Source organism: Mesorhizobium terrae (assembly GCF_008727715.1).
GTDB lineage: Bacteria > Pseudomonadota > Alphaproteobacteria > Rhizobiales > Rhizobiaceae > Mesorhizobium > Mesorhizobium terrae.
On sequence record NZ_CP044218.1, the window covers coordinates 3230574 to 3250875 of the forward strand.

19 protein-coding genes are annotated in these 20302 nt (G+C 64.1%); 12 read left to right on the forward strand and 7 right to left on the reverse strand.

The features are described 5' to 3' along the window. Window positions 1–96 precede the first annotated feature (96 nt). The 12 genes from FZF13_RS29310 (at window position 97) to FZF13_RS16870 (ending at window position 13460) form a co-directional block, all read left to right on the forward strand. A complete protein-coding gene (locus tag FZF13_RS29310) occupies window positions 97–621 on the forward strand; it encodes a hypothetical protein (RefSeq protein ID WP_024925528.1) in 525 nt (174 codons plus the stop codon). Between the two features lie 42 nt (window positions 622–663). After that, window positions 664–2553 (forward strand): ABC transporter ATP-binding protein, encoded by a 1890-nt coding sequence (locus FZF13_RS16820; RefSeq protein ID WP_024925527.1) that lies wholly within the window; start codon window positions 664–666, stop codon window positions 2551–2553. Between the two features lie 143 nt (window positions 2554–2696). Beyond that, window positions 2697–4607, forward strand: a complete 1911-nt coding sequence (locus FZF13_RS16825; protein ID WP_024925526.1) for an ABC transporter ATP-binding protein — start codon at window positions 2697–2699, stop codon at window positions 4605–4607. Between the two features lie 144 nt (window positions 4608–4751). Beyond that, a complete protein-coding gene (locus tag FZF13_RS16830; protein ID WP_024925525.1) occupies window positions 4752–6641 on the forward strand; it encodes an ABC transporter ATP-binding protein in 1890 nt (629 codons plus the stop codon). 4 nt (window positions 6642–6645) lie between these two features. Further along, window positions 6646–7131, forward strand: a complete 486-nt coding sequence (locus tag FZF13_RS16835) for a GNAT family N-acetyltransferase (protein ID WP_024925524.1) — start codon at window positions 6646–6648, stop codon at window positions 7129–7131. Then, on the forward strand, window positions 7132–7446 hold the full coding sequence (locus FZF13_RS16840; RefSeq protein WP_024925523.1) for a DUF6665 family protein: 315 nt from the start codon (window positions 7132–7134) through the stop codon (window positions 7444–7446). 285 nt (window positions 7447–7731) lie between these two features. After that, the gene (gene petA, locus FZF13_RS16845; protein WP_244431140.1) at window positions 7732–8235 is read left to right on the forward strand and encodes a ubiquinol-cytochrome c reductase iron-sulfur subunit; all 504 of its coding nucleotides are present in this window, start codon (window positions 7732–7734) and stop codon (window positions 8233–8235) included. 17 nt (window positions 8236–8252) lie between these two features. Next, window positions 8253–9554 carry a cytochrome b gene (locus FZF13_RS16850; protein ID WP_024925521.1) on the forward strand — a complete coding sequence of 434 codons (1302 nt, stop codon included), beginning with the start codon at window positions 8253–8255 and terminating at the stop codon, window positions 9552–9554. A gap of 28 nt (window positions 9555–9582) precedes the next feature. Then, window positions 9583–10455, forward strand: coding sequence for a cytochrome c1 (locus FZF13_RS16855; protein ID WP_024925520.1), 873 nt, complete (start codon window positions 9583–9585; stop codon window positions 10453–10455). Between the two features lie 134 nt (window positions 10456–10589). Next, window positions 10590–11282 carry an acid phosphatase gene (locus FZF13_RS16860; RefSeq protein WP_024925519.1) on the forward strand — a complete coding sequence of 231 codons (693 nt, stop codon included), beginning with the start codon at window positions 10590–10592 and terminating at the stop codon, window positions 11280–11282. Window positions 11283–11444: 162 nt separating this feature from the next. Then, entirely contained in the window at window positions 11445–12806 is a 1362-nt protein-coding gene (locus tag FZF13_RS16865; RefSeq protein ID WP_024925518.1) for an MFS transporter, read from the forward strand. Between the two features lie 108 nt (window positions 12807–12914). After that, window positions 12915–13460, forward strand: coding sequence for an adenine phosphoribosyltransferase (locus FZF13_RS16870; RefSeq protein WP_024925517.1), 546 nt, complete (start codon window positions 12915–12917; stop codon window positions 13458–13460). Window positions 13461–14615: 1155 nt separating this feature from the next. On the opposite strand, the gene FZF13_RS16875 is transcribed toward FZF13_RS16870, so the two are convergent. The 7 genes from FZF13_RS16875 to pth all read right to left on the reverse strand — a co-directional run bounded on the left by FZF13_RS16875 (window position 14616) and on the right by pth (window position 20280). Then, on the reverse strand, window positions 14616–15248 hold the full coding sequence (locus tag FZF13_RS16875) for a LysE family translocator (protein WP_024925426.1): 633 nt from the start codon (window positions 15246–15248) through the stop codon (window positions 14616–14618). 134 nt (window positions 15249–15382) lie between these two features. Continuing rightward, window positions 15383–15850 carry a MaoC family dehydratase gene (locus FZF13_RS16880; RefSeq protein ID WP_024925425.1) on the reverse strand — a complete coding sequence of 156 codons (468 nt, stop codon included), beginning with the start codon at window positions 15848–15850 and terminating at the stop codon, window positions 15383–15385. Further along, a complete protein-coding gene (locus tag FZF13_RS16885; RefSeq protein WP_024925424.1) occupies window positions 15847–16311 on the reverse strand; it encodes a MaoC family dehydratase in 465 nt (154 codons plus the stop codon). Before FZF13_RS16885 ends, FZF13_RS16880 begins: the two co-directional genes overlap by 4 nt. A gap of 92 nt (window positions 16312–16403) precedes the next feature. Then, window positions 16404–17378, reverse strand: coding sequence for a magnesium/cobalt transporter CorA (gene corA, locus FZF13_RS16890; protein ID WP_024925423.1), 975 nt, complete (start codon window positions 17376–17378; stop codon window positions 16404–16406). Window positions 17379–17538: 160 nt separating this feature from the next. Next, complete coding sequence (locus FZF13_RS16895) at window positions 17539–18336, reverse strand: APH(3')-II family aminoglycoside O-phosphotransferase (RefSeq protein ID WP_024925422.1); 798 nt, start codon at window positions 18334–18336, stop codon at window positions 17539–17541. A 9-nt stretch (window positions 18337–18345) separates the two neighbouring features. Beyond that, window positions 18346–19449, reverse strand: coding sequence for a redox-regulated ATPase YchF (gene ychF / locus FZF13_RS16900; RefSeq protein ID WP_024925421.1), 1104 nt, complete (start codon window positions 19447–19449; stop codon window positions 18346–18348). A gap of 87 nt (window positions 19450–19536) precedes the next feature. Next, window positions 19537–20280: an aminoacyl-tRNA hydrolase gene (pth, locus tag FZF13_RS16905; RefSeq protein WP_024925420.1), complete on the reverse strand. Its 744-nt coding sequence runs from the start codon at window positions 20278–20280 to the stop codon at window positions 19537–19539. Window positions 20281–20302 lie beyond the last annotated feature (22 nt).

Sequence of the window (20302 nt, forward strand, 5' to 3'; positions counted from 1 at the left end):
GACGGCTGGCTCGGTTCGACGTTTCTCCTAGCACTCTAGGCTCCATCGCACCGATCCCAGCCGGACCTCTCTTCCGGCCATCAAGGGAATCCTGCGATGTTTTTACCCAAGACCCGGGGGCTGTACGCCCCGTCTGACCGCGTTCAGTTCCAACCGTTTTTCACCACCGGCATGCCTTTTGCCGATGGGTCCAATCCATCTTTCAACCTGTTCTTTTCACTGGAGGACGGACCGATGTTCGATCCCTGTAAGACACCGGGCTCACGCAGCCTGCACGAACGCAAACTGGCAAGCTGGGCGCTGCTGGTCGGCGAAACCCACTCGTCGGCGTCGCATGCCGAGATGCGGCGTCGGCCGCATCGCGGCATGCTGCCGGATGTCGACTTCTCCATGGCCGTTCCGGCTCCCCGCCGACCGTCGCTGGTGCGCCGCTTCATCGGCCTGTTCAAGCCGCGCTTGGTGAAGACGGATGTTCCGGCCTCGGCCTCTCAGGAGGGAGAGCGCGGGCCTGTAGGCGAGGGCCTTGCCGCTTCCCGTCCAGGCAGCAAGCATGCGAGCCAGCCGGCTGCCCGGCAGGCCGAAGAGAAGAGTGATGCAACCGCATGGGCGCGCGCGGCTTAAAGCTGCGCGCGCCTCCCAATTTTTCATTTAGAGTACGAAACGATGTTCCGCTGGTTTGAGAATAGATTGAATCCGTTTCCGGCCGAGGAGCCGGTCGAGCCGCCGAAGACGCTGCTGGCCTTCTGCATCCATTATACGCGCGGCGTATGGCCCTACATCGCTATCGATGCCGTTCTGATCGCGGCGATCGCTGTTGCCGAAGTGTGGATGTTCGGCTTCCTCGGCCATATCGTCGACTGGCTGTCGGCGCAGAACCGCGAGACCTTCCTGCAGACCGAGAAGTGGAAGCTGGCGGGCATGGCCTTCGTCGTGCTTTTCGTGCTGCCCGGGACCGTGTGGTTCCATTCGCTGCTCAACCAGCAGACGGTGATGGGCAACTATCCCATGCGCATTCGCTGGCAGGTGCATCGCTATCTGCTCAAGCAGTCGATGACCTTCTACCAGGACGAGTTCGCCGGCCGCATCGCCACCAAGCTGATGCAGACCGCGCTTGCCGTGCGCGAATGCGTCATCAAGCTCATCGACGTGCTCAACTACGTCATCGTCTACTTCCTGGGCATGCTGGTGATCGTCGGCTCCGCCGACTGGCGCCTGGCGGTGCCGCTCGCCGTCTGGCTGATCGGCTATCTGGTGCTGCTGAAATACTTCATCCCGCGCCTCGGCAAGGTCGGCGAGGAACAGGCCGACGCCCGCTCGACGATGACCGGACGCGTCGTCGACAGCTACACCAACATCCAGACGGTCAAGCTGTTCTCGCATGCCAAGCGCGAGGCCTCCTTCGCCAAGGAAGGCATGGCGAGCTTCCTCGACACGGTCTACCGGTCGATGCGGCTGGTCACCAAGCTCTATGGCGTGCTCTACGTTTTGAACTCGCTGCTCCTGTTCTCGGTCGCGGCGCTTTCGATCTGGCTGTGGCTCGGCGAAATGGTGACGATCGGCGCGGTCGCCGTGGTCATCGGTCTGGTGCTGAGGCTCTGGGGCATGTCGCAGTGGATCATGTGGGAGATGTCGGCGCTGTTCGAGAATATCGGCACGGTGCATGACGGCATCGGCTCGATCTCGCTGCCGCGTCTGGTCGAGGACAAGCCGAACGCGAAGGAGCTCGAAGTCCACAAGGGCGAGATCCGCTTCGACGACATCCGCTTCCACTATGGCAAGCAGAAGGGTGTCATCGAAGGCCTGTCGCTGACGGTGAAGCCCGGCGAGAAGGTCGGCATCGTCGGCCGCTCGGGCGCCGGCAAGTCGACGCTGGTCAACCTGTTGCTGCGCTTCTACGACCTGGAAGGCGGGCGCATCCTGATCGACGGCGACAACATCGCCGAGGTCACGCAGGATTCGCTGCGCGCCCATATCGGCATGGTCACGCAGGATACCTCGCTGCTGCATCGTTCGGTCAGCGACAACATCCTCTATGGCCGCCCCGATGCCGGCGAGGAAGCGATGGTCGAGGCCGCGCGCCGCGCCGAGGCGCTCGGCTTTGTCGGAGCTCTGGCCGACGCCAAGGGTCGCAAGGGCTTCGATGCCCATGTCGGCGAGCGCGGCGTCAAGCTGTCCGGCGGTCAGCGCCAGCGTATCGCCATCGCCCGCGTCATGCTGAAGGACGCGCCGATCCTCATCCTCGACGAGGCAACGTCGGCGCTCGATTCGGAAGTGGAGGCTGCGATCCAGGAGAACCTCTACAAGCTGATGCAGGGCAAGACCGTCATCGCCATCGCGCATCGCCTGTCGACCATCGCGGCGATGGACCGGCTGGTGGTGATGGATCAGGGCCGCGTCATCGAAGAGGGCACGCATGACGAGCTGGTCGCCAAGGGTGGGCTCTATGCCCAGCTCTGGCAGCGCCAGTCGGGCGGCTTCCTGCTGCATGACGATCCCGGACACGAACCGGCGGCCAGGATGGGCGTCGACGTGACCGAGGAAGCAGCAGAATAGGTTTTTGCCCTGCACCATCCGCGCCGGTCGGCGCGGATGGTGCCCTTTGGACTGTCGAAAACGAATCCACGGCGTCCGGCGTCGATAGAATCCGGGCGCCGGACCTCAGTCCTCAGGGACCCGCATCCGCGTGAGTGAAGAAGATGTTCGCCAAAGTCTTCGACTGGTTTGAGACCCGCTATTCCCCCGTTGCGCTGGCAAAAGACCGCCAGCCGCCAATGGGGCTTTGGAATTTTTTCCGTTATTTCATCATGCAGTTCCGCGCGGGTTTCGCGATGCGCATGCTGTTCGTTGCGGCGGGCGCTGTCGTGGACGCGATGTTGCCGATCTTCGTCGGCATCATCGTCGGCATGCTGGCGAGCTCCGATCCGCACAGCTTCTTCACAGAGCATGGAACGATGCTGGTCTTCATGGCCTGCGTCGTCTTCCTGCGGCCGTTCACCATCGTCCTCGACGCGCTTGTCCGCAACCACGCGATCGCGCCGAACTTCATCGATCTCATCCGCTGGCAGAGCCATTGGCACGTCACGCGGCAGGACTGGACGTTCTTCCAGAACGATTTCGCCGGCCGCATCGGCACCAAGGTCATGCAGAGCGGCGATTCCATCGAGATCGCCGTCAACCTGACCATCGATACTGTCTGGTATGCGGTGGTGTTCGTCGCGGTGGCCGTCACCGTGCTGGCGCAGTTCGACCTCACGCTGGTCGCGGCGATCGTCGTCTGGCTGGTGTTCTACGGTCTGCTGCTCAGATACTGCATGCCGCTGATCGCGCAGCGTTCGACGGACCTTTCGGAACAATGGTCGGTGATGAGTGGCCGCATCGTCGACAGCTACACCAACATCCTGACGCTGAAGACGTTTTCGACCGGAGAGCATGAGGACAGGTATGTGTCGCAGGCGGTGGTCGAACACGCCAAGACTTTTTACCGGCTGATGCGCGTGTTCACCGGCATGTGGTCGGCATTGTTCGTCATGAACGCCAGCCTGCTGGTTGCCATCAGCTGGCTGGCGCTGGCGCGCTGGAGCACGGGCGGAATGAGTGCCGCGGCGGTGGCCACGGCCATCCCCTTTGCACTGCAGATCGCGGGCATCTCCTACCGGATCCTGGATGCCGGCGGGAACATCTTCCGGCAGATCGGCACGGCCGGCAACTCGATGACCACCATCGCCAAGCCGATCAGGATGCTCGACAGGCCCGACGCCAGGGCGCTGCGGGTGACCAAGGGCGCGATTGAACTCGACCGGGTCAATTTCAACTACGGGCGCAAGGACGGAAAAGGCGGCCTCATCGAGAACCTGTCGCTGAAAATCGCGCCGGGTGAGAGGGTGGGTGTCGTCGGCCGTTCGGGCGCCGGCAAATCGACGCTGGTGAACCTGTTGCTGCGCCTCTACGACGTCCAGGACGGCCGCGTCCTGATCGACGGGCAGGATGTGCGCGACGTGACGCAGGAGAGCGTGCGCGCCGCGATCGGCTTCGTCAGCCAGGACACGTCGCTGCTGCATCGCTCGGTGCGCGAGAATCTGAAATACGGGCGCCAGGACGCCACCGATGCCGACATGTCACGCGTTGTGGATGCGGCCCATGTCGCCGATGTCGTCGCCGGTCTGGTGGACCGCGAAGAGCGGACCGGCTTCGATGCCCATGTCGGCGAACGCGGCGTCAAGCTGTCGGGCGGACAGCGCCAGCGCATCGCCATCGCTCGTGTCATGCTGAAGGACGCGCCGATCCTGATCCTCGACGAGGCAACCTCGGCGCTGGATTCGGAAGTCGAAGCGGCGATCCAGGAGAACCTCAATCGCTTGATGGAAGGCAAGACCGTGATCGCCATCGCCCACCGGCTCTCGACCATCGCGGCGATGGACCGGTTGGTGGTGATGGATCAGGGCCGCATCATCGAGGAAGGTTCGCACGACGAGCTGGTGGGCAGGGGCGGGCTCTATGCCCAGCTCTGGCAACGCCAGTCGGGCGGCTTCCTGCCGAACGACGGTCCCGCGCAGGAACCTGTCGTCAGCGCGAAGGCGGAGCTGACCGAAGAGGCGGTGGAGCGATGACATGGGGCGGCCCATACCGATCTTCGGCGGTGTTTGCGGCCGGTCCGGTTACTATCGCGAAGACGTGAATCGGAACAAAAGGATGAGCGTGGCATTTGATGCCTTGAATCAGTTCGTTCAAGCCATGAGTGAGGACACTGGCTGGTGAGCACCGGAGGATTCCGAGACCGCATCTGGCGTACCGTCGAGGGCACCATCGACCCGTTCAGCGACACGGATCGGGAAGTGCTGCCGGCGGATGCCTGGCGGTTCATTCTTTATTTCGCCAACCAGGCCAAGGGCGCGTTCCTTTTGCTTCTGGTCACCGGCGGCCTCGCGGGCGCCGTCGATGCGGCCATGTACTGGTCGGTCGGCTGGCTGATCGACCTGCTCGATAAATCGTCGCCGGCCGCATTGCTACGCGATCATTGGCTGGCGCTGGTCGGGCTCTTGTTCCTCATCCTTGTGGTGCGCGCCGTCATCATGATCGCCTCGGCGATCGTCGAGCAGCAGGTGGTGGTGCCGGGTTTCTATTCCATGGTGCGCTGGCAGGCGTTCCGCCGAGTGATCCAGCAGCCCTACGGCTTCTACCAGAACGACTTTGCCGGCCGCATCGCCACCAAGATCATGCAGGGCGGCGAGGCCGTCGGCGATTTCATCATCAACGTCCTGCAGACCATGTGGTCGTTCCTGACCTTCCTGATCCTGGCGATCACCATCCTGGTCTCGCTCGATCCGCTGATGGGCGTTGTCGTGGCTTTGTGGTTCGCCGGTTACGCCGGCATCGTCTGGTTCCTCCTGCCTGAAATGCGGCGCGCCGGGCGCGAGACCGCCGACCAGCGCTCGGTCTTCAACGGCCGGCTGGTCGACGCCTTCACCAACATCGTCGCGGTGAAGCTGTTCGACAGCGGCAAGCGCGAGCATGCCTATATCCGCGACGGGCTGGAGGGGTTCCTGACGGCGGTGGTGCGGTTGACCCGTGCCATCACCACCGTCCGCTCCTCGGTCGCCATCCTCAACGGCATCATGATGAGCCTGATCGCCGTCATCGCGGTGTTGAACTGGACGACCGGCCATATCTCGACGGGCGCGATAGCGGCCGCGCTCGGCCTCGTCTTCCGGCTTAACCAGATGTCGGGCTGGATGATGTTCAACATCAACGGGCTGGTGCGCAACTACGCCACCATCCAGGACGCCACGCGAACCATCTCGGTGACGCCGGCCATCCGCGATTCGGAAAATGCCGTCGCCATGCCGCGCTCCAGCGGCGACATCCGCTTCGAGAACGTCTCCTTCCACTATGGCAAGGAAGGCGGCGTCATCGACAATCTGAACCTCCACATCCGCCCGGGCGAGCGCGTCGCGCTGGTCGGGCCGTCGGGCGCCGGCAAGACGACTGTCGTAAACCTGATGCTCAGGCTGTTCGATGTCGAAAAGGGCCGCATCCTCATCGATGGCCGCGACATCCGCGACCTGACGCAGGCGTCGCTGCGCGCCCAGTTCGGCGTGGTCAGCCAGGAAGCGATGCTGATGCACCGCTCGATCCGCGACAATATCGGCTATGGCCGCGAAGGCGCCTCCGACGCCGAGATCGTCGAGGCGGCCAGGCGGGCCGCCGCGCACGACTTCATCGTCGACGTCGAGGATCCACGCGGTCGCAAGGGTTATGAGGCGCAGGTCGGCGAGCGCGGCGTCAAATTGTCCGGCGGCCAGCGGCAGCGGGTGGCGATTGCCCGCATGATGCTGAAGGACGCGCCGATCCTCATTCTCGACGAGGCGACCTCGGCGCTCGATTCGGAGGTCGAGGCGGCGATCCAGGACAATCTCTATCAACTGATGGAGGGCAAGACCGTCCTCGCCATCGCGCATCGGCTCTCCACCATCGCGGCACTCGACCGGCTGGTGGTGATGGACAAGGGCCGAATCGTCGAGGAAGGCACCCATGACGAGTTGGTGGCGCTCGACGGTCTTTATGCCCGGCTGTGGAAACGCCAGTCCGGCGGCTTCCTCTTCAACGAGCAAGACCCGCTGGACGAGACCAGGGCGGCGGAGTGAGGCGATGGCCGTCTCGTTCGCCTATCTGTTGCAGCCTCTCCAGCCGACGGCGCCGCCGTTCCAGCCATTGCTGGAGGAAAGCCGGCGGAACGGTTTTGATATGCTGGCGCGGCTCGGGAGCAATTGGACCGAAGGCGGCAATCGTTTTGACGCGATGGGCGAGATGCTTTTGGGCGCATGGCGCGACGGCGAGCTGGCAGGCGTGTGCGGCCTCAACATCGATCCTTATGTCGCCGGGCGCCGACAGGGCAGGGTGCGGCACCTCTATGTTGGCGAAGCCCATCGCCGGCGCGGCGTGGGCGCCATGCTGGTCGGCGCGGTGATCGACGCCGCCGGCCGGCACTTTTCCGTGCTGAACACCCGTGCACCGGTCGAGGCGCATCGTTTCTACGAATCGCTGGGTTTCCAACGCGTCCAGCAGGACTTCGTCACGCATCGCCTGATGTTGGACGGGCGTTTGCATCAGCCTGCTCTCGAGGAAAGGCACTGAATGTCGTTGCGCCCTCCCTCCCGTTTCTCCGGCAATTCCGCCTCCGAAATGCTGTTCGATGCGCTCGGCCACGAAATCCTGGCCGAGAAGGCGGCGGCGCTCGGCAGGGCTGGCGAACGGGCAGAAAAAGCCATCGCTCGCCTGCGCGCCCATGCCGGCGATGAGCCCGGCCGGGTCAAACTGCTCAAGGAGGCGGCGGACGCGGTCTATGCCTGGTTCATCCAGCGCGAATTGTGCGGCTTCCGTCGTCACGATGCGGTGATCCGCGACCTTGAAATCCCGCGCGAAGTGCTTGTCAGGCTGGGTGCGGGCTAGGATCGTTTCCCGGCGCGGCATTTGTCCCCGCGACAATCTGCCCTGTCGTGCTCACCCGACTGGACAAAAACGGGCCGCACGCATAAACCGAAATCCAAATGCCGGAGGAATTCGCTAGCCTGTTGCCATGCGCTGTCGGGCCGGTGCGAATTGAGCGGGGATGCTCAAGCGGGACAGGGGGCTCGCCCTTCGGCACGGAAGAGGCGAAAGGACCAGGCACCCGTGAGCGCAACCGACGATACCCACGACCCCAATCGCCGTGATTTTCTTTATATCGCCACCGGCATGGCCGGCGTTGTCGGCGCGGCTTCGGTCGCCTGGCCGTTCATCGACCAGATGCGGCCCGACGCCTCGACGCGCGCGCTGGCCTCGGTCGAGGTGGACGTGTCCTCGCTGACCCCCGGCATGTCGCTGACCGTCAAGTGGCGTGGCAAGCCGGTCTTCATCCGCAACCGTACCCCGGAAGAGGTGAAGGCCGCGCAGGAAGTCAAGCTGGACGAGCTGAAGGACCCGCTCGCCCGCAACGCCAACCTCGCCTCGGATGCCCCGGCGAACGACGTTGACCGCTCCGCCGGCAAGGGCAAGGAGAACTGGCTGGTGATGATCGGCGTGTGCACCCATCTCGGCTGCATCCCGCTCGGCCAGCAGGGCGATTTCGGCGGCTGGTTCTGCCCGTGCCATGGTTCGCAATACGACACGTCCGGCCGTATCCGCCGGGGCCCGGCGCCGGAAAACATGGCCGTGCCGGTCTTTTCATTCATCTCCGATACCAAGATCCGCGTCGGCTGAGGCAGGGGGACATATCCATGAGCGAGGGACACTCGACCTATACGCCCAAGACCGGCATCGGACGCTGGTTCGACGCGCGCATGCCGCTGCCGAGGCTCGTCTATGACAGCTTCGTCGCCTATCCGGTGCCGCGCAACCTGAACTACATGTGGACGTTCGGCGGCATCCTGTCGATCATGCTGGTGGCGCAGATCCTCACCGGCATCGTGCTGGCCATGCACTACACCTCCGACACGAACCTCGCCTTCGGTTCGGTCGAGAAGATCATGCGCGACGTCAACAATGGCTGGCTGCTGCGCTACATGCACTCCAACGGCGCGTCGTTCTTCTTCATCGCCGTCTACATGCACATCTTCCGCGGTCTCTATTACGGCTCCTACAAGGCGCCGCGCGAGCTGCTGTGGATCCTGGGCTGCATCATCTACCTCCTGATGATGGCGACCGGCTTCATGGGCTACGTGCTGCCGTGGGGCCAGATGAGCTTCTGGGGCGCCACCGTCATCACCGGCTTCTTCACCGCCATTCCGTTGGTCGGCACCTGGATCCAGGAGCTGCTGCTCGGTGGCTTCGCGGTCGACAATCCGACGCTGAACCGCTTCTTCGCGCTGCACTACCTGCTGCCGTTCATGATCGCCGGCGTCGTTATTCTGCACGTCTGGGCGCTGCACGTGGTGGGCCAGTCGAACCCGACCGGCATCGAGGTGAAGTCGAAGACCGACACCGTCGCCTTCACGCCCTACGCGACCATCAAGGATGCGTTCGCGATGATCGTGTTCCTGGCGCTGTTCGCCTACTTCATCTTCTACATCCCGAACTATCTCGGCCATCCCGACAACTACATCGTTGCCGATCCGCTGAAGACGCCGGCCCACATCGTTCCGGAATGGTACTTCCTGCCGTTCTACGCGATCCTGCGCGCCATCACCTTCAACATCGGGCCGATCGATTCCAAGCTCGGCGGCGTGCTCGCCATGTTCGGCGCCATCGCCATGCTGTTCCTAGTGCCGTGGCTCGACACCTCGAAGGTCCGTTCGGCTGTCTACCGGCCCTGGTACAAGCTGTTCTTCTGGCTGTTCGCGATCGACGCCATCCTGCTCGGCTGGCTGGGCTCGCGTCCGGCGGAAGGCTCCTATGTGCTGATGGCGCAGCTGGCGACGCTGTTCTACTTCGCCTTCTTCCTGATTATCATGCCGGTGCTCGGGCTGATCGAGACGCCGCGGCGTCTGCCCAACTCGATCACCGAGGCGGTTCTGGAAAAGAACAAGTCCGGCTCCGGGCATCCGTCGGGCGCCACCGCCGCTCCGGAAACCAAGGGCTGAGCGTCAAGAGAATCCAGGGGATATTGGTATGAAGAAGATTCTCATTTCGCTCGCGGCGGTCTCCGCGCTCTTCGTCGGCGCGGCCGCCTATGCCGAGGAAGCGGGCAAGGCAGGGGAGGCTTCGCATGAGGCCAACCCGACGCATTTCCCGATCCACAAGCCGAAGGAGATGAACTGGACCTTCGCGGGGCCGTTCGGCACCTACGACAAGGCACAGCTGCAGCGCGGCCTGAAAGTGTACAAGGAAGTGTGCTCGGCCTGCCACTCGATGAAGCTGGTGGCTTTCCGCACGCTCTCCGACCTCGGTTACTCGGAAGCGCAGGTCAAGGCCTTCGCCGCCGGCTACACCGTTCCGGATGGCCCGAACGACGCCGGCGAGATGTTCGAGCGCCCCGGCATTCCTTCCGACTATTTCCCGTCGCCCTATCCGAACGACAAGGCCGCTGCCGCGTCGAACGGCGGCGCGGTTCCGCCTGATATGTCGCTGCTTGCCAAGGCGCGCGGCATCGAGCGCGGCTTCCCGCAGTTCGTCATCGACATCTTCACGCAGTACGCCACCGGCGGTCCGGACTATATCCACGGCCTGATCACCGGCTACGACCAGCAGCCGCCGGCCGGCATGACCGTTCCCGAAGGCACGCACTACAACCCGTATTTCAACGCGGGTGTGTCGCTGAAGATGCCGAAGCCGATCTCCGACGGCCAGGTCACCTATGACGACGGCGCGCCGCAGACGGTCGAGCAATATTCGGAAGACGTTTCCGCCTTCCTGATGTGGGCCGCCGAGCCGCATCTGGAAGACCGCAAGAAGACCGGCTTCCGCGTCATGATCTTCCTCTTGCTGTTCGCGGTGCTGATGTATCTGACCAAGCGCAAGGTGTGGTCGAACGTCGCTCACTGACGCCTGGGACATCCTGTTTTCCGCAAGGGCCGGCCTGTTCGTTCAGGCCGGCCCTTTGCATTTGCGGGTGGCGTCACATGGCTGTCACCGAGCCGGAAGAAGCTCCGCCGTCTCCCTCGCAAAGGATGTCTCCCATGCGCAAAACCAGCCTGCTTGCCGGCCTCTTCCTCATCGTCCTGACCGCCACCGGCCAGGCCGAAGAGGCCAAGCCCTTCCTCACCAATACCGATGTCGATCTGACCGCGATCCTGCCGTCGCCGCCGGCCAATGATTCGGCCAAGACCAAGGCCGAAATCGCCGAGGTGCTGACGATGCAGCTCACCCGCACGCCCGAAATGGAAGCACGCGCCAAGGCCGACGCCGAAGAGAACGTCTGGCGCTTCGCCGACGTCATGGGTCCGAAGTTCACCAAGGAGACGCTGCCCAAGCTCGACGCCTTCTTCGAACGCGTCGCGGCCACCGAAGGCGCGGTCGTCGATCCCGCCAAGGACACCTGGAAGCGTCCCCGCCCGCATATGCTGAGCGACATGGTCAAGCCCATCGTCAAGCCGTCCACCTCGGGCTCCTGGCCGTCGGGTCACACCACGGTTGGCACCATGATGGGCATCATCCTGTCCAACATGGTTCCCGAAAAGCGGCCTGAGATCATGGCGCGCGCCTGGGAATACGGTAACAACCGCGTCGTTGCCGGCATCCATTATCCGTCCGACATCGAAATGGGCCGCATCTCCGGCGCGGTGATCGCCTCCAACCTGCAGCACAACGCCGAATTCGAGGCCGAATACAATGCGGCCAAGGCGGAACTGCGCGCCGATCTCGGCATGTAGGAAGCCTGCCTCCGGGCCAGTCTTCGATACCACAACCGTCAGGAAAGGGCGCCCAGGTGGCGCCCTTTTTGTTGTTTCAGCCTGGCGCATGCCAATGGACACCCTGACGCGCGCATGTTTACGTAGCCAACGGGGGAGGGCGTCGAATCGGAGAGAAAAGCCGTGGTCGGTTCATCTCACTCGACTTCCGTTGCCCCCAACATCCGCGAGCGTGTCATTCAAAAAGTCGCCTGGCGGCTTTTGCCCTTCCTGGGCCTGCTCTATTTCGTCAATTATCTCGACCGCACCAATATCGGTTTCGCGGCACCCCACGGCATGAACGATGCGCTGGGCTTCGACAAGGCGGCCTTCGGGCTCGCCTCGGGCATCTTCTTCATCGGCTATCTGCTGCTCGAAGTGCCCAGCAATCTGATGCTGCACAAGGTCGGCGCGCGCCGCTGGATCGCGCGTATCATGGTCAGCTGGGGCATCGTCGCCTCTGCGATGGCGTTCGTGCCCAACGGGCTCACCATGTATGCGCTGCGCTTCGTGCTCGGCATCGCCGAGGCGGGCTTCTTCCCAGGCATCATCCTCTACCTGACGCTGTGGTTCCCCAAGCGTGAACGCGCGCGGGCGGTGGCATTGTTCATGGTGGCGATACCGCTGTCGTCGGTATTCGGTTCGCCGCTGTCGGCCTGGCTGATCGCCACCGGCCATGGCGTGTTGTTCGGGCTCGACGGCTGGCGCTTCATGTTCCTGGTCGAGGGCCTGCCGGCGGTGCTGCTCGGCGTGATGTGCTGGTTCTACCTGACCGACCGGCCGCAGGACGCGGCCTGGCTCGACGCCGACGAGCGCACCTGGCTGCAAAACGAGATGGATACCGAACGTGTCCAGACCGCGCAGCGCTATCACTATCCGCTGGTCAAGGCGCTGACGCAGCCGCGCATGCTGGCGCTGGCCTTCGTCTATTTCGGCATCGTCTACGGGCTCTATGCGGTCGGCTTCTTCCTGCCCACGATCATCGCTGGCTTCCAGCAGACCTTCAACACGCACTACTCGTTGGTCGAGCAGGGCTTCATCGTCGCCGTCCCCTACCTGTTCGGCGCCGTCACCATGTATCTGTGGGCGCGCCACGGCGACAGCACCCGCGAACGTGTCTGGCATGTGGCGATCCCGGCCATTGTCGGCGGGCTCGCCATTCCCGTCGCGCTCTACATGCAGTCACCCTTCACCACGATGATCGCGGTGACGATCTGCGCCATGGGCATCTGCGCGGCGCTGCCCACCTTCTGGGCGCTGCCCACCATGTTCCTCACAGGTGCTGCGGCGGCGGGTGGCATCGCCCTCATCAACTCGCTCGGCAATCTCGCCGGCTTTGTCGGCCCTTATGTGACCGGCTGGCTGACCGACCTGACCGGAAACCCGAAGGCCGGACTGTGGCTGGTCGGCGCCTTCATGGTCGCTGCGGGCCTCGTCGCGGTGGCGCTGAAGGCGGCACCGGAGCCGGACGATCCGCGCGCCACCGAGCCCGACACCCTGGCCTGAGCGGGGCAGGCCACGGGTCGCGGCCGAAAATGCGAGGCCATGCCGGCTTCGCACTTTCCTTTGCCCGCGCCAGTCTCTATCGATGGGGCGGCACGACATGGATTCCCGATGACATCTTCTTCGACCGACACGCTGCTGGCCTCGATCCGCACCATTCCGGACTATCCGAAGCCCGGCATCCTGTTTCGTGACATCACCACGCTTCTCGGCAATGCCCAGGCCTTCCGGCGCGCCATCGACGAGCTGGTGCATCCCTATGCCGGCCGCAAGGTCGACAAGATCGCCGGCATCGAGGCGCGCGGCTTCATCCTCGGCGGCGCCGTCGCCCACCAGTTGTCGGCCGGCTTCGTGCCGATCCGCAAGAAGGGCAAGCTGCCGCACGAAACCGTGCGCGTCGCCTACAGCCTGGAATACGGGCTGGACGAGATGGAGATGCACAAGGACGGCGTGGCGCCGGGCGAAAAGGTCATCCTGATCGACGACCTGATCGCCACCGGCGGCACGGCGGAGGCGGCGGTCAAGCTGCTGCGCCAGATCGGCGCCGATATCATCGCCGCCTGTTTCGTCATCGATCTGCCGGACCTCGGCGGCCGCAAGAAGCTCGAGGCGCTCAATGTGCCGGTGCGTACCCTGATGGCCTTCGACGGCCACTGAAGGGTTCCTTTCCAATTCCGTTGGCCTCGGGCCGCGCGTCCAATCCACGTCCTGCACCGCACCGGCGCGTCAGCGTTCCGGCATGGATTCCTGACACGCACCGCTCCCTGCGGTCGCTCACGCGGCCGGGAATGACGAGTTGCATGGGCGGTCTCGCCAATTGTCCATGCCCAGCCTCGCATCAATGTCGTTGCGAACGGCAGCGATCCCTAAAACCGTCTGCGCGAACAACGGCGGTCCCCTAAACCCGTCGGTGCGAACGACAGTGGCCGTCAAAACCGTTGCGATCAGAACCGCGCGATTGGCGAAAGCGCTCGAGGACATCCGTCATTCCCGACCGCGTGAGCGAGGAACGAGCGAAGCGTGTCGGGAATCCATGCCGGAACACTGACGCGTCGGCACGGTGCGGGATGTGGATTGGATGCGTGGAGGAAGACGCAGGTCGAAAGAAAGAACCTTGTCCGTTCAATCCCTTGCCGAAAACCACGCGAAAAATCGTGCGCGGATTTGTTCACGCCGCTCGCCTTCAGTCGACAATCGGCGCATCGCCCTCACGGGAACCTGGTGCGCACCGGGTATCAGGGAGGGCGCCGGTGCCGGACTGGCAGCGCTAACGGTGGCGCTGTCTGGTGACGAGCCCTAAGTCCGGGCCCTGGAAAAACCCGGCCGCCGCGAATGGCGGCTTCGAGGCCCGAAGTCTGCCGTCGCGAAGGACGGCGAGGTCGGTCCGGGGCAAGAACACTGGCGGGGCGCCCGGAAGGCGCCACGTACTGTTTGCTAAGAGGCACCGACCCGGCGCCCCGCTTCCCACCTCCCTCAAGGGGAGTGTTTTTTGACAATGGCCAGACTGCGAAAAGCAGGGCGTGGCGATGAAGAAGTGTATCAACGCGTCATCGCGTCGACGCGACTGCGCCGCCGTCATTCCGGCCGAGCGCAGCGAGAGCCGGAACCCATTGGCCGCTTCATCGTCTGGCACGGCCCGGTCCTCGTCCTGAACCGTTCACGCAGCCGAACCGGCGCCGCATCTTTCACCGCCGCCCACGCGAACCCAGGTCCCGGCCGTGCTGCTCAATGGGTTCCGGGTCGGCGCTCGGCTTCGCCTCGCTGGCCCGGAATGACGAAGGCGTGGGATGCCGCTCCGTCATATCCCTCTCGTCACATCCCCCTGACAGCCCGAAACAGAGTGAAGGCGGCGACCGCCATCAGAAGCAGGCCGGCGCCGCGTCCCATCCAGATGGTGGCGGCGTGGTTGTCGGTCAGCGCATCGCGACCGCGCAGCGCCGCCAGTGCCAGGCCGCCATAGACGGCCATCTGCACGGTGACGGTCATCGTCCCCATGATCAGAGCCTGCAGCCAGATCGGGCCGTAGATCGGTTTCATGAATTGCGGGTAGACGGCGAGCACAAACAGCCAGGCCTTGGGGTTGAGCACGCAGGTGAGCATGCCCTGCGCCAGGATCGTGCCGAGCGGGCGTGCCGCCGCCGCCTCGACCGTGTCGACGGAAATCGCGCTGCGGGCAAGCGTGTAGCCGATCCACATCATGTAGAGCGAGCCGGCCACCATCATGACGGGGGCGACGACCGGCAGCAGGGTCGACAGACCGGTGACGAAGACAGTGCCGAAGATGGTGTGGCAGATGCCGCCGAGCATGATGCCGACCGTTGCCGCGATGCCTGCCTGACGCCCGCCGCTGAGCGCATTGGCCAGCACGAAAAGCATATCCATGCCGGGCACGACGATGATGCCGACGAGCAGAACGAAATAGAGCCACAAGGCGCTGGCATCCATCGGCGACATCCCCCGCGGGACGAGATGGATGCGCCCCAACGACGCTCCTTCGTCCTCTTCAATGGCCGATCAGATAGCGTAGTGCTCCTGACAACTTGGTGTCAGGAGGCGACGGCGGGCCGGGTTCAAAGTGCCTATTCGGCCTTCACCAGCACCGAGCTTTCGAACTCGATCACCTTGTCGCCGGTGGAATCGAAGGCCTCGCACAGGATTGTCAGCAGCCGCCAGCCCGGCCGCGAGGCGAGCGGGCGATGGGCGACGCCGGTGCGGGTGAAGGTGACGGTCTCGCCGGCGAAGACCGGTTTCAGCCATTTCAGATTGCGGAAGCCGGGGGAGGGACCGAATTCCGGCTCCGCGCCGGGGCCTTTCCAGACCGCGCCGGTTGGTCTCGGCGTTGTCAGGTTGTACTTCATCCAGGTGGCGGCGGTGTGCCAGCCTGACGCGCACAGACCACCGAGCAGGCTGTGCTTGGCGGCTTCCTCGTCGACATGGAAGATCTGCGGGTCGTATTTGCGGGCGAAGGCCTTGATCTCCTCGGGCTCGAAGCGGTGCGAGCCGAGGGTGACGGTGGTGCCGATGCCGAGATAGTCGTCGAGGCTCATGCGTCGGCTCCCGCGCGTGTCAGGAACATGCCGGTGTTCTCCAGTTCGAACACGGTCTCGCCGCGCTGGTTGAACAGTTCGGCGCGCATGGTGACGAAGCCGAGCCGGGGTTTGGATTTGGACAGCCGCTTGGCAAGGATGGTGATTTTGCCAGTCAGCGTGTCGCCGGCGAGCACCGGCTTCTTCCATTTGACATGGTCGACGCCGGGCGCGCCTTGCGAGGTGGAGTCGAGAATGAAGGCGTCGCAGATCATGCGCATGAACATCGCGCATGTGTGCCAGCCAGAGGCGGAGAGGCCGCCGAGCAGGCCGGCCTTGCCGGCTTCCTCGTCGAGATGCATCGGCTGGAAGTCGAACTCGGAGGCGAATTCGATGATTTCGGCCGCCGTCACATGTTTGGGTCCGAGATCGATCGCCGCGCCTTCGGCGAAATCCTCGTAGGCCCATTTCTTGCCGGTCATCGCGCAATCCCGTTCAAGCTTGTACTATTACTTTGAACGCTGCCGTCCCGTCCCGCAAGGCTTGGCCGGGCTTGGCGCAGCGGTTTGCCCGTTCAAAGCCAACCGCGCCGGCGGAAGTACCAGTAGGGCAGCACCGCCGACACGATCATCAGGCCGATGGCAAGCGGGTAGCCGACCTGCCATTTCAATTCCGGCATCGCCTCGAAATTCATGCCGTAGATCGATGCCACCAGCGTCGGCGGCAGGAAGATGACGGCGGCCACCGAGAAGATCTTGATGATGGCGTTCTGTTCGATCGAGATCATGCCGAGCGTGGCGTCGAGCAGGAAGCCGATCTTCTGCGACAGGAAGGCGGAATGGTCGGCCAGCGAAACGACGTCGCGCGAAAGCGTCTTGATGCGGGCGCGGCTGTCCTTGCCCATCTTGGTCTGCGTGGCGGCATGGGTCAGGAAACCGGCCAGCCGCTGTAGCGAGATCAGGCTGTCGCGTACGCTGGAGGCAAGGTCTTCCTTGCGGCCGATGCTCTTCAGGAGCTCCTGGAAGTCGCGGTTGCGGCGCGAGGCGCTGGTGGCGGTCGCCTCGAAGATGTCATGCGAGATCGTCTCGATGTCGCGGCCGATCTTTTCGAGGATATCGGCCAGCCGGTCGACGATCGCCTCGAGCAGGCCGACCAGGATGGTGTCGGCGCTGGTGCAACCGGTCGCCACCTTTTCGGCGCGCAGCGGGAAGGTCTTGAAGGCGCGCGGCTCATGATAGCGCACGGTGACGAGGCGCTTGTTGGCGAGGGCAAAGGTGACCGGCGACATTTCCGGTTTGTCGGCTTCGGTCTGCGAGGGAAGGTTGGCGGTCATGAAATATCCGCCGTCCTCGACATAGAGGCGCGAGGAAACCTCGATCTCCTCCATCTCCTCGCGGGTCGGCACGGCGATGCCGAACACCGTCTCGACGGCCGTCTCTTCTTCCTTGGTGGGATTGAAAAGGTCGACCCAGACGATGCTGTCGCGCTGTTCTTCGAGGTAGTCGGCAACGCGCAGCCGATCATTGTCCACGACGAAGGCCTTGATCATCGCGTGGTCTCCCATGCCGAGGGCTGTTTCGAGGGGACGCCGGGCCGGGAAAGCTGGTCGGCGCAAGGGCGCGATAGACCCGGCGGCTGGCCGCGTCAAGCCGCAACGGCCACCGGACGCCGCGGCTGCTGCAGTCACGGTCGTAAAGACGCGCCTGCGATCAGAAAAATTCGTCGAGCAGGCGGTAGTAGGCGAGCTTGCCGCTATCGATGTCCGGCGCACCGTAGTGGGCAAGGAAGGGGTCGACCCATTGCGGGCCGAGATTATGGTGGATGCTCCAGCAGGCGAGCGCAAGGTCCTGGCAGCGGTCGGCGACACCGAGGCGGCCGCAGTCGATGAAGCCCGAGAAACGGTCGCCGTCGACCATGAAATTCGGCAGGCAGGCGTCGCCATGGGTGACGACGAGGTCTTCGCTGGAGGGTCGCAAGGCGATGACATCGCCGAAAACATCGTCCGCCGTGCGCCCCATGCGCTCGTCGTCGAAATCCTCCTCGTCGACGAGACCGGCCTCCAGATGCGCCCTGGCGTCGGCGATGCGGTGTTCGAGCCGGTGGTCGAAGGGGCAGGAACGGATATCCAGCGCATGCAGGTTACGCAGCGCCCCGGCCATCACGGCGATGGCCTTTTCGGCGGACAGCGGGCCAGCCGAAACCAGATCCCGCCCAGGCATGGCACTCATCAGCAGCCAGTCGCGGCCGGCATGGGTTTCGAAAGCCAGCACCTCGGGACAGGCAACGCCCTGACCGGCAAGCCAGCGCAGGCGCTCCACCTCGGCGGGCAGTTCGGCATGGCCCCCACTTTCCTCGACTTTCAGGAACAATCGGGGCCGGTCAGTCGCCTCCAGCCTGAACACGCCGGCATCCGAATGGCCAAGCGTGTCTCGGTCCCAGGCATAGCCCGCGATCATCGCGCGGATAGCCGGTGGAAGGTCAAGTTCAGGGCTGGCGTGCGCCGTCATCGATCCGGATCAGGTGTTGAACTTGAACAGCATCACGTCGCCGTCCTGGACGACATATTCCTTGCCTTCGTCACGCGCCTTGCCGGCCTCCTTGGCCGCCACTTCGCCACCCAGGGTGATGAAGTCGTTGTAGGCGATGGTCTGGGCACGGATGAAGCCGCGCTCGAAGTCGGTGTGGATGACGCCGGCCGCGCCGGGCGCCTTGGTGCCGCGCTCGATCGTCCAGGCGCGGGTTTCCTTCGGGCCCGCGGTGAAATAGGTGATCAGGTGCAGGAGGTCGTAGCCGGCGCGGATCAGCTTATCGAGGCCAGGTTCCTCCAGCCCCATGGAAGCGAGGAATTCGAGCTCCTCGGCATCGGGAAGCTGCGCCACCTCGGCCTCGATGGCGGCGGAGATCACCACGGTGCCGGCGCCCTGCGCTTCGGCCATCTTCTCGACGGCGCGCGTGTGTTCGTTGCCGGTCGCGGCATCGCCCTCGGCGACGTTGCAGACATAGAGCACCGGATGCGAGGTGAGCAGGTTCAGCCCCTTCAGGATAGCGAGATCCTCGGGCGCGATGCCTTTCAGCAGCACGCGCGCCGGCTTGCCGTCCTGCAGCAGCTTCAGCGCCTCTTCCATCATCGGCAGGACGGTGCTTGCTTCCTTGTCCTTGCCGCCGGCGCGCTTGCGGATCTGCACGATCCGGCGCTCCAGGCTTTCAAGGTCGGCGAGCATCAGTTCGGTCTCGACCGTGTCGGCGTCGGCTACCGGGTCGATCTTGCCCTCGACATGGGTGATGTCGTCATCCTCGAAGCAGCGCAGCACATGCACGACGGCATCGACCTCGCGGATGTTGGCGAGGAACTGGTTGCCCAGTCCTTCGCCCTTCGAGGCGCCGCGCACCAGGCCGGCGATGTCGACGAAGGAGATGCGCGTCGGGATGATTTCCTTCGACTTGGCAACGTCGGCGATCTTCCGCAGGCGTTGATCCGGCACCGCCACTTCGCCGGTATTCGGCTCGATGGTGCAGAAGGGATAGTTCGCCGCCTGCGCGGCCGCGGTGCGCGTCAGCGCGTTGAACAGCGTGGACTTGCCGACGTTGGGCAGCCCAACGATGCCGCATTTGAAACCCATGATGATGTGGTCCTATCGGGAACTAAGAATTTGCTCAGGCTATGGGCGAAAGGGTCGATGATCGTCAAGCCTTTCGGCCTATGCGGCTCAGTCCTTGTTGCCAAACAGCTTCTTCAGCATCGCCGCCATCGGCCCGCTTTCGGGAAGCTTCGCGGCAGGCTGCTGCGGCCTGGCCTGGCGGATATGGCTCTGCGCCTTGGGCGAGGCCGGCTCTTTCGGCGGCTTTGGCGGCGGCGTGTCGTTCGGTCCGGTCGGCTGCAGCTTATCGCGCAGGGCCAGCGTCACGCGGTTCATGAAGGAGTTGTCGTCGCCCTTGGCGATCTGCTCGGCGCTGTCGGCCATGGCCTGGAGCAGCACGTCCAGCCATTCCTGGTCGGATTTGGAAAAGTCGCCCAGCACATGGCCGTGCACCATTTCCTTGGCACCGGGATGGCCGACACCGATGCGCACGCGCCGGTAATCCTTGCCGATATGCTGGTCGAGCGAGCGGATGCCGTTGTGGCCGGCGGAACCGCCGCCTGTCTTGACACGCACCTTGCCGGCCGGGAGTTCGATCTCGTCGTAGAAGACGGTGACGGCCGAAGGTTCGAGCTTGTAGAAGTGCAGCGCCTCGCCAACCGCCTGGCCGGACAGGTTCATGAAAGTCTGCGGCTTGATGAGAAGTATTTTCTCGCCGCCGATCCTGCCTTCGGCGATCTCGGCCTGGAATTTTCTCGACCAGGGCGAAAAGGAATGGCGGCGGGCGATAGCGTCCGCCGCCATGAAACCGACATTGTGCCGGTTGTTGGCATATTTCGCGCCCGGATTGCCGAGACCTGCAAACACAAGCATGGTTGCGGCGCTCCCGGGCGGC

What these genes read in the sequence shown, in the direction of transcription:
- FZF13_RS16825 (WP_024925526.1), top strand. Translation starts at nt 2,697, where the DNA reads ATGTTCGCCAAAGTCTTCGACTGGTTTGAGACCCGCTATTCCCCCGTT.
- FZF13_RS29310 (WP_024925528.1), top strand. Translation starts at nt 97, where the DNA reads ATGTTTTTACCCAAGACCCGGGGGCTGTACGCCCCGTCTGACCGCGTT.
- FZF13_RS16850 (WP_024925521.1), top strand. Translation starts at nt 8,253, where the DNA reads ATGAGCGAGGGACACTCGACCTATACGCCCAAGACCGGCATCGGACGC.
- FZF13_RS16820 (WP_024925527.1), top strand. Translation starts at nt 664, where the DNA reads ATGTTCCGCTGGTTTGAGAATAGATTGAATCCGTTTCCGGCCGAGGAG.
- FZF13_RS16895 (WP_024925422.1), bottom strand. Translation starts at nt 18,336, where the DNA reads ATGACGGCGCACGCCAGCCCTGAACTTGACCTTCCACCGGCTATCCGC.
- pth (WP_024925420.1), bottom strand. Translation starts at nt 20,280, where the DNA reads ATGCTTGTGTTTGCAGGTCTCGGCAATCCGGGCGCGAAATATGCCAAC.
- FZF13_RS16855 (WP_024925520.1), top strand. Translation starts at nt 9,583, where the DNA reads ATGAAGAAGATTCTCATTTCGCTCGCGGCGGTCTCCGCGCTCTTCGTC.
- FZF13_RS16875 (WP_024925426.1), bottom strand. Translation starts at nt 15,248, where the DNA reads ATGGATGCCAGCGCCTTGTGGCTCTATTTCGTTCTGCTCGTCGGCATC.
- FZF13_RS16860 (WP_024925519.1), top strand. Translation starts at nt 10,590, where the DNA reads ATGCGCAAAACCAGCCTGCTTGCCGGCCTCTTCCTCATCGTCCTGACC.
- FZF13_RS16870 (WP_024925517.1), top strand. Translation starts at nt 12,915, where the DNA reads ATGACATCTTCTTCGACCGACACGCTGCTGGCCTCGATCCGCACCATT.
- FZF13_RS16840 (WP_024925523.1), top strand. Translation starts at nt 7,132, where the DNA reads ATGTCGTTGCGCCCTCCCTCCCGTTTCTCCGGCAATTCCGCCTCCGAA.
- FZF13_RS16880 (WP_024925425.1), bottom strand. Translation starts at nt 15,850, where the DNA reads ATGAGCCTCGACGACTATCTCGGCATCGGCACCACCGTCACCCTCGGC.
- ychF (WP_024925421.1), bottom strand. Translation starts at nt 19,449, where the DNA reads ATGGGTTTCAAATGCGGCATCGTTGGGCTGCCCAACGTCGGCAAGTCC.
- corA (WP_024925423.1), bottom strand. Translation starts at nt 17,378, where the DNA reads ATGATCAAGGCCTTCGTCGTGGACAATGATCGGCTGCGCGTTGCCGAC.
- FZF13_RS16885 (WP_024925424.1), bottom strand. Translation starts at nt 16,311, where the DNA reads ATGACCGGCAAGAAATGGGCCTACGAGGATTTCGCCGAAGGCGCGGCG.
- petA (WP_244431140.1), top strand. Translation starts at nt 7,732, where the DNA reads ATGGCCGGCGTTGTCGGCGCGGCTTCGGTCGCCTGGCCGTTCATCGAC.
- FZF13_RS16835 (WP_024925524.1), top strand. Translation starts at nt 6,646, where the DNA reads ATGGCCGTCTCGTTCGCCTATCTGTTGCAGCCTCTCCAGCCGACGGCG.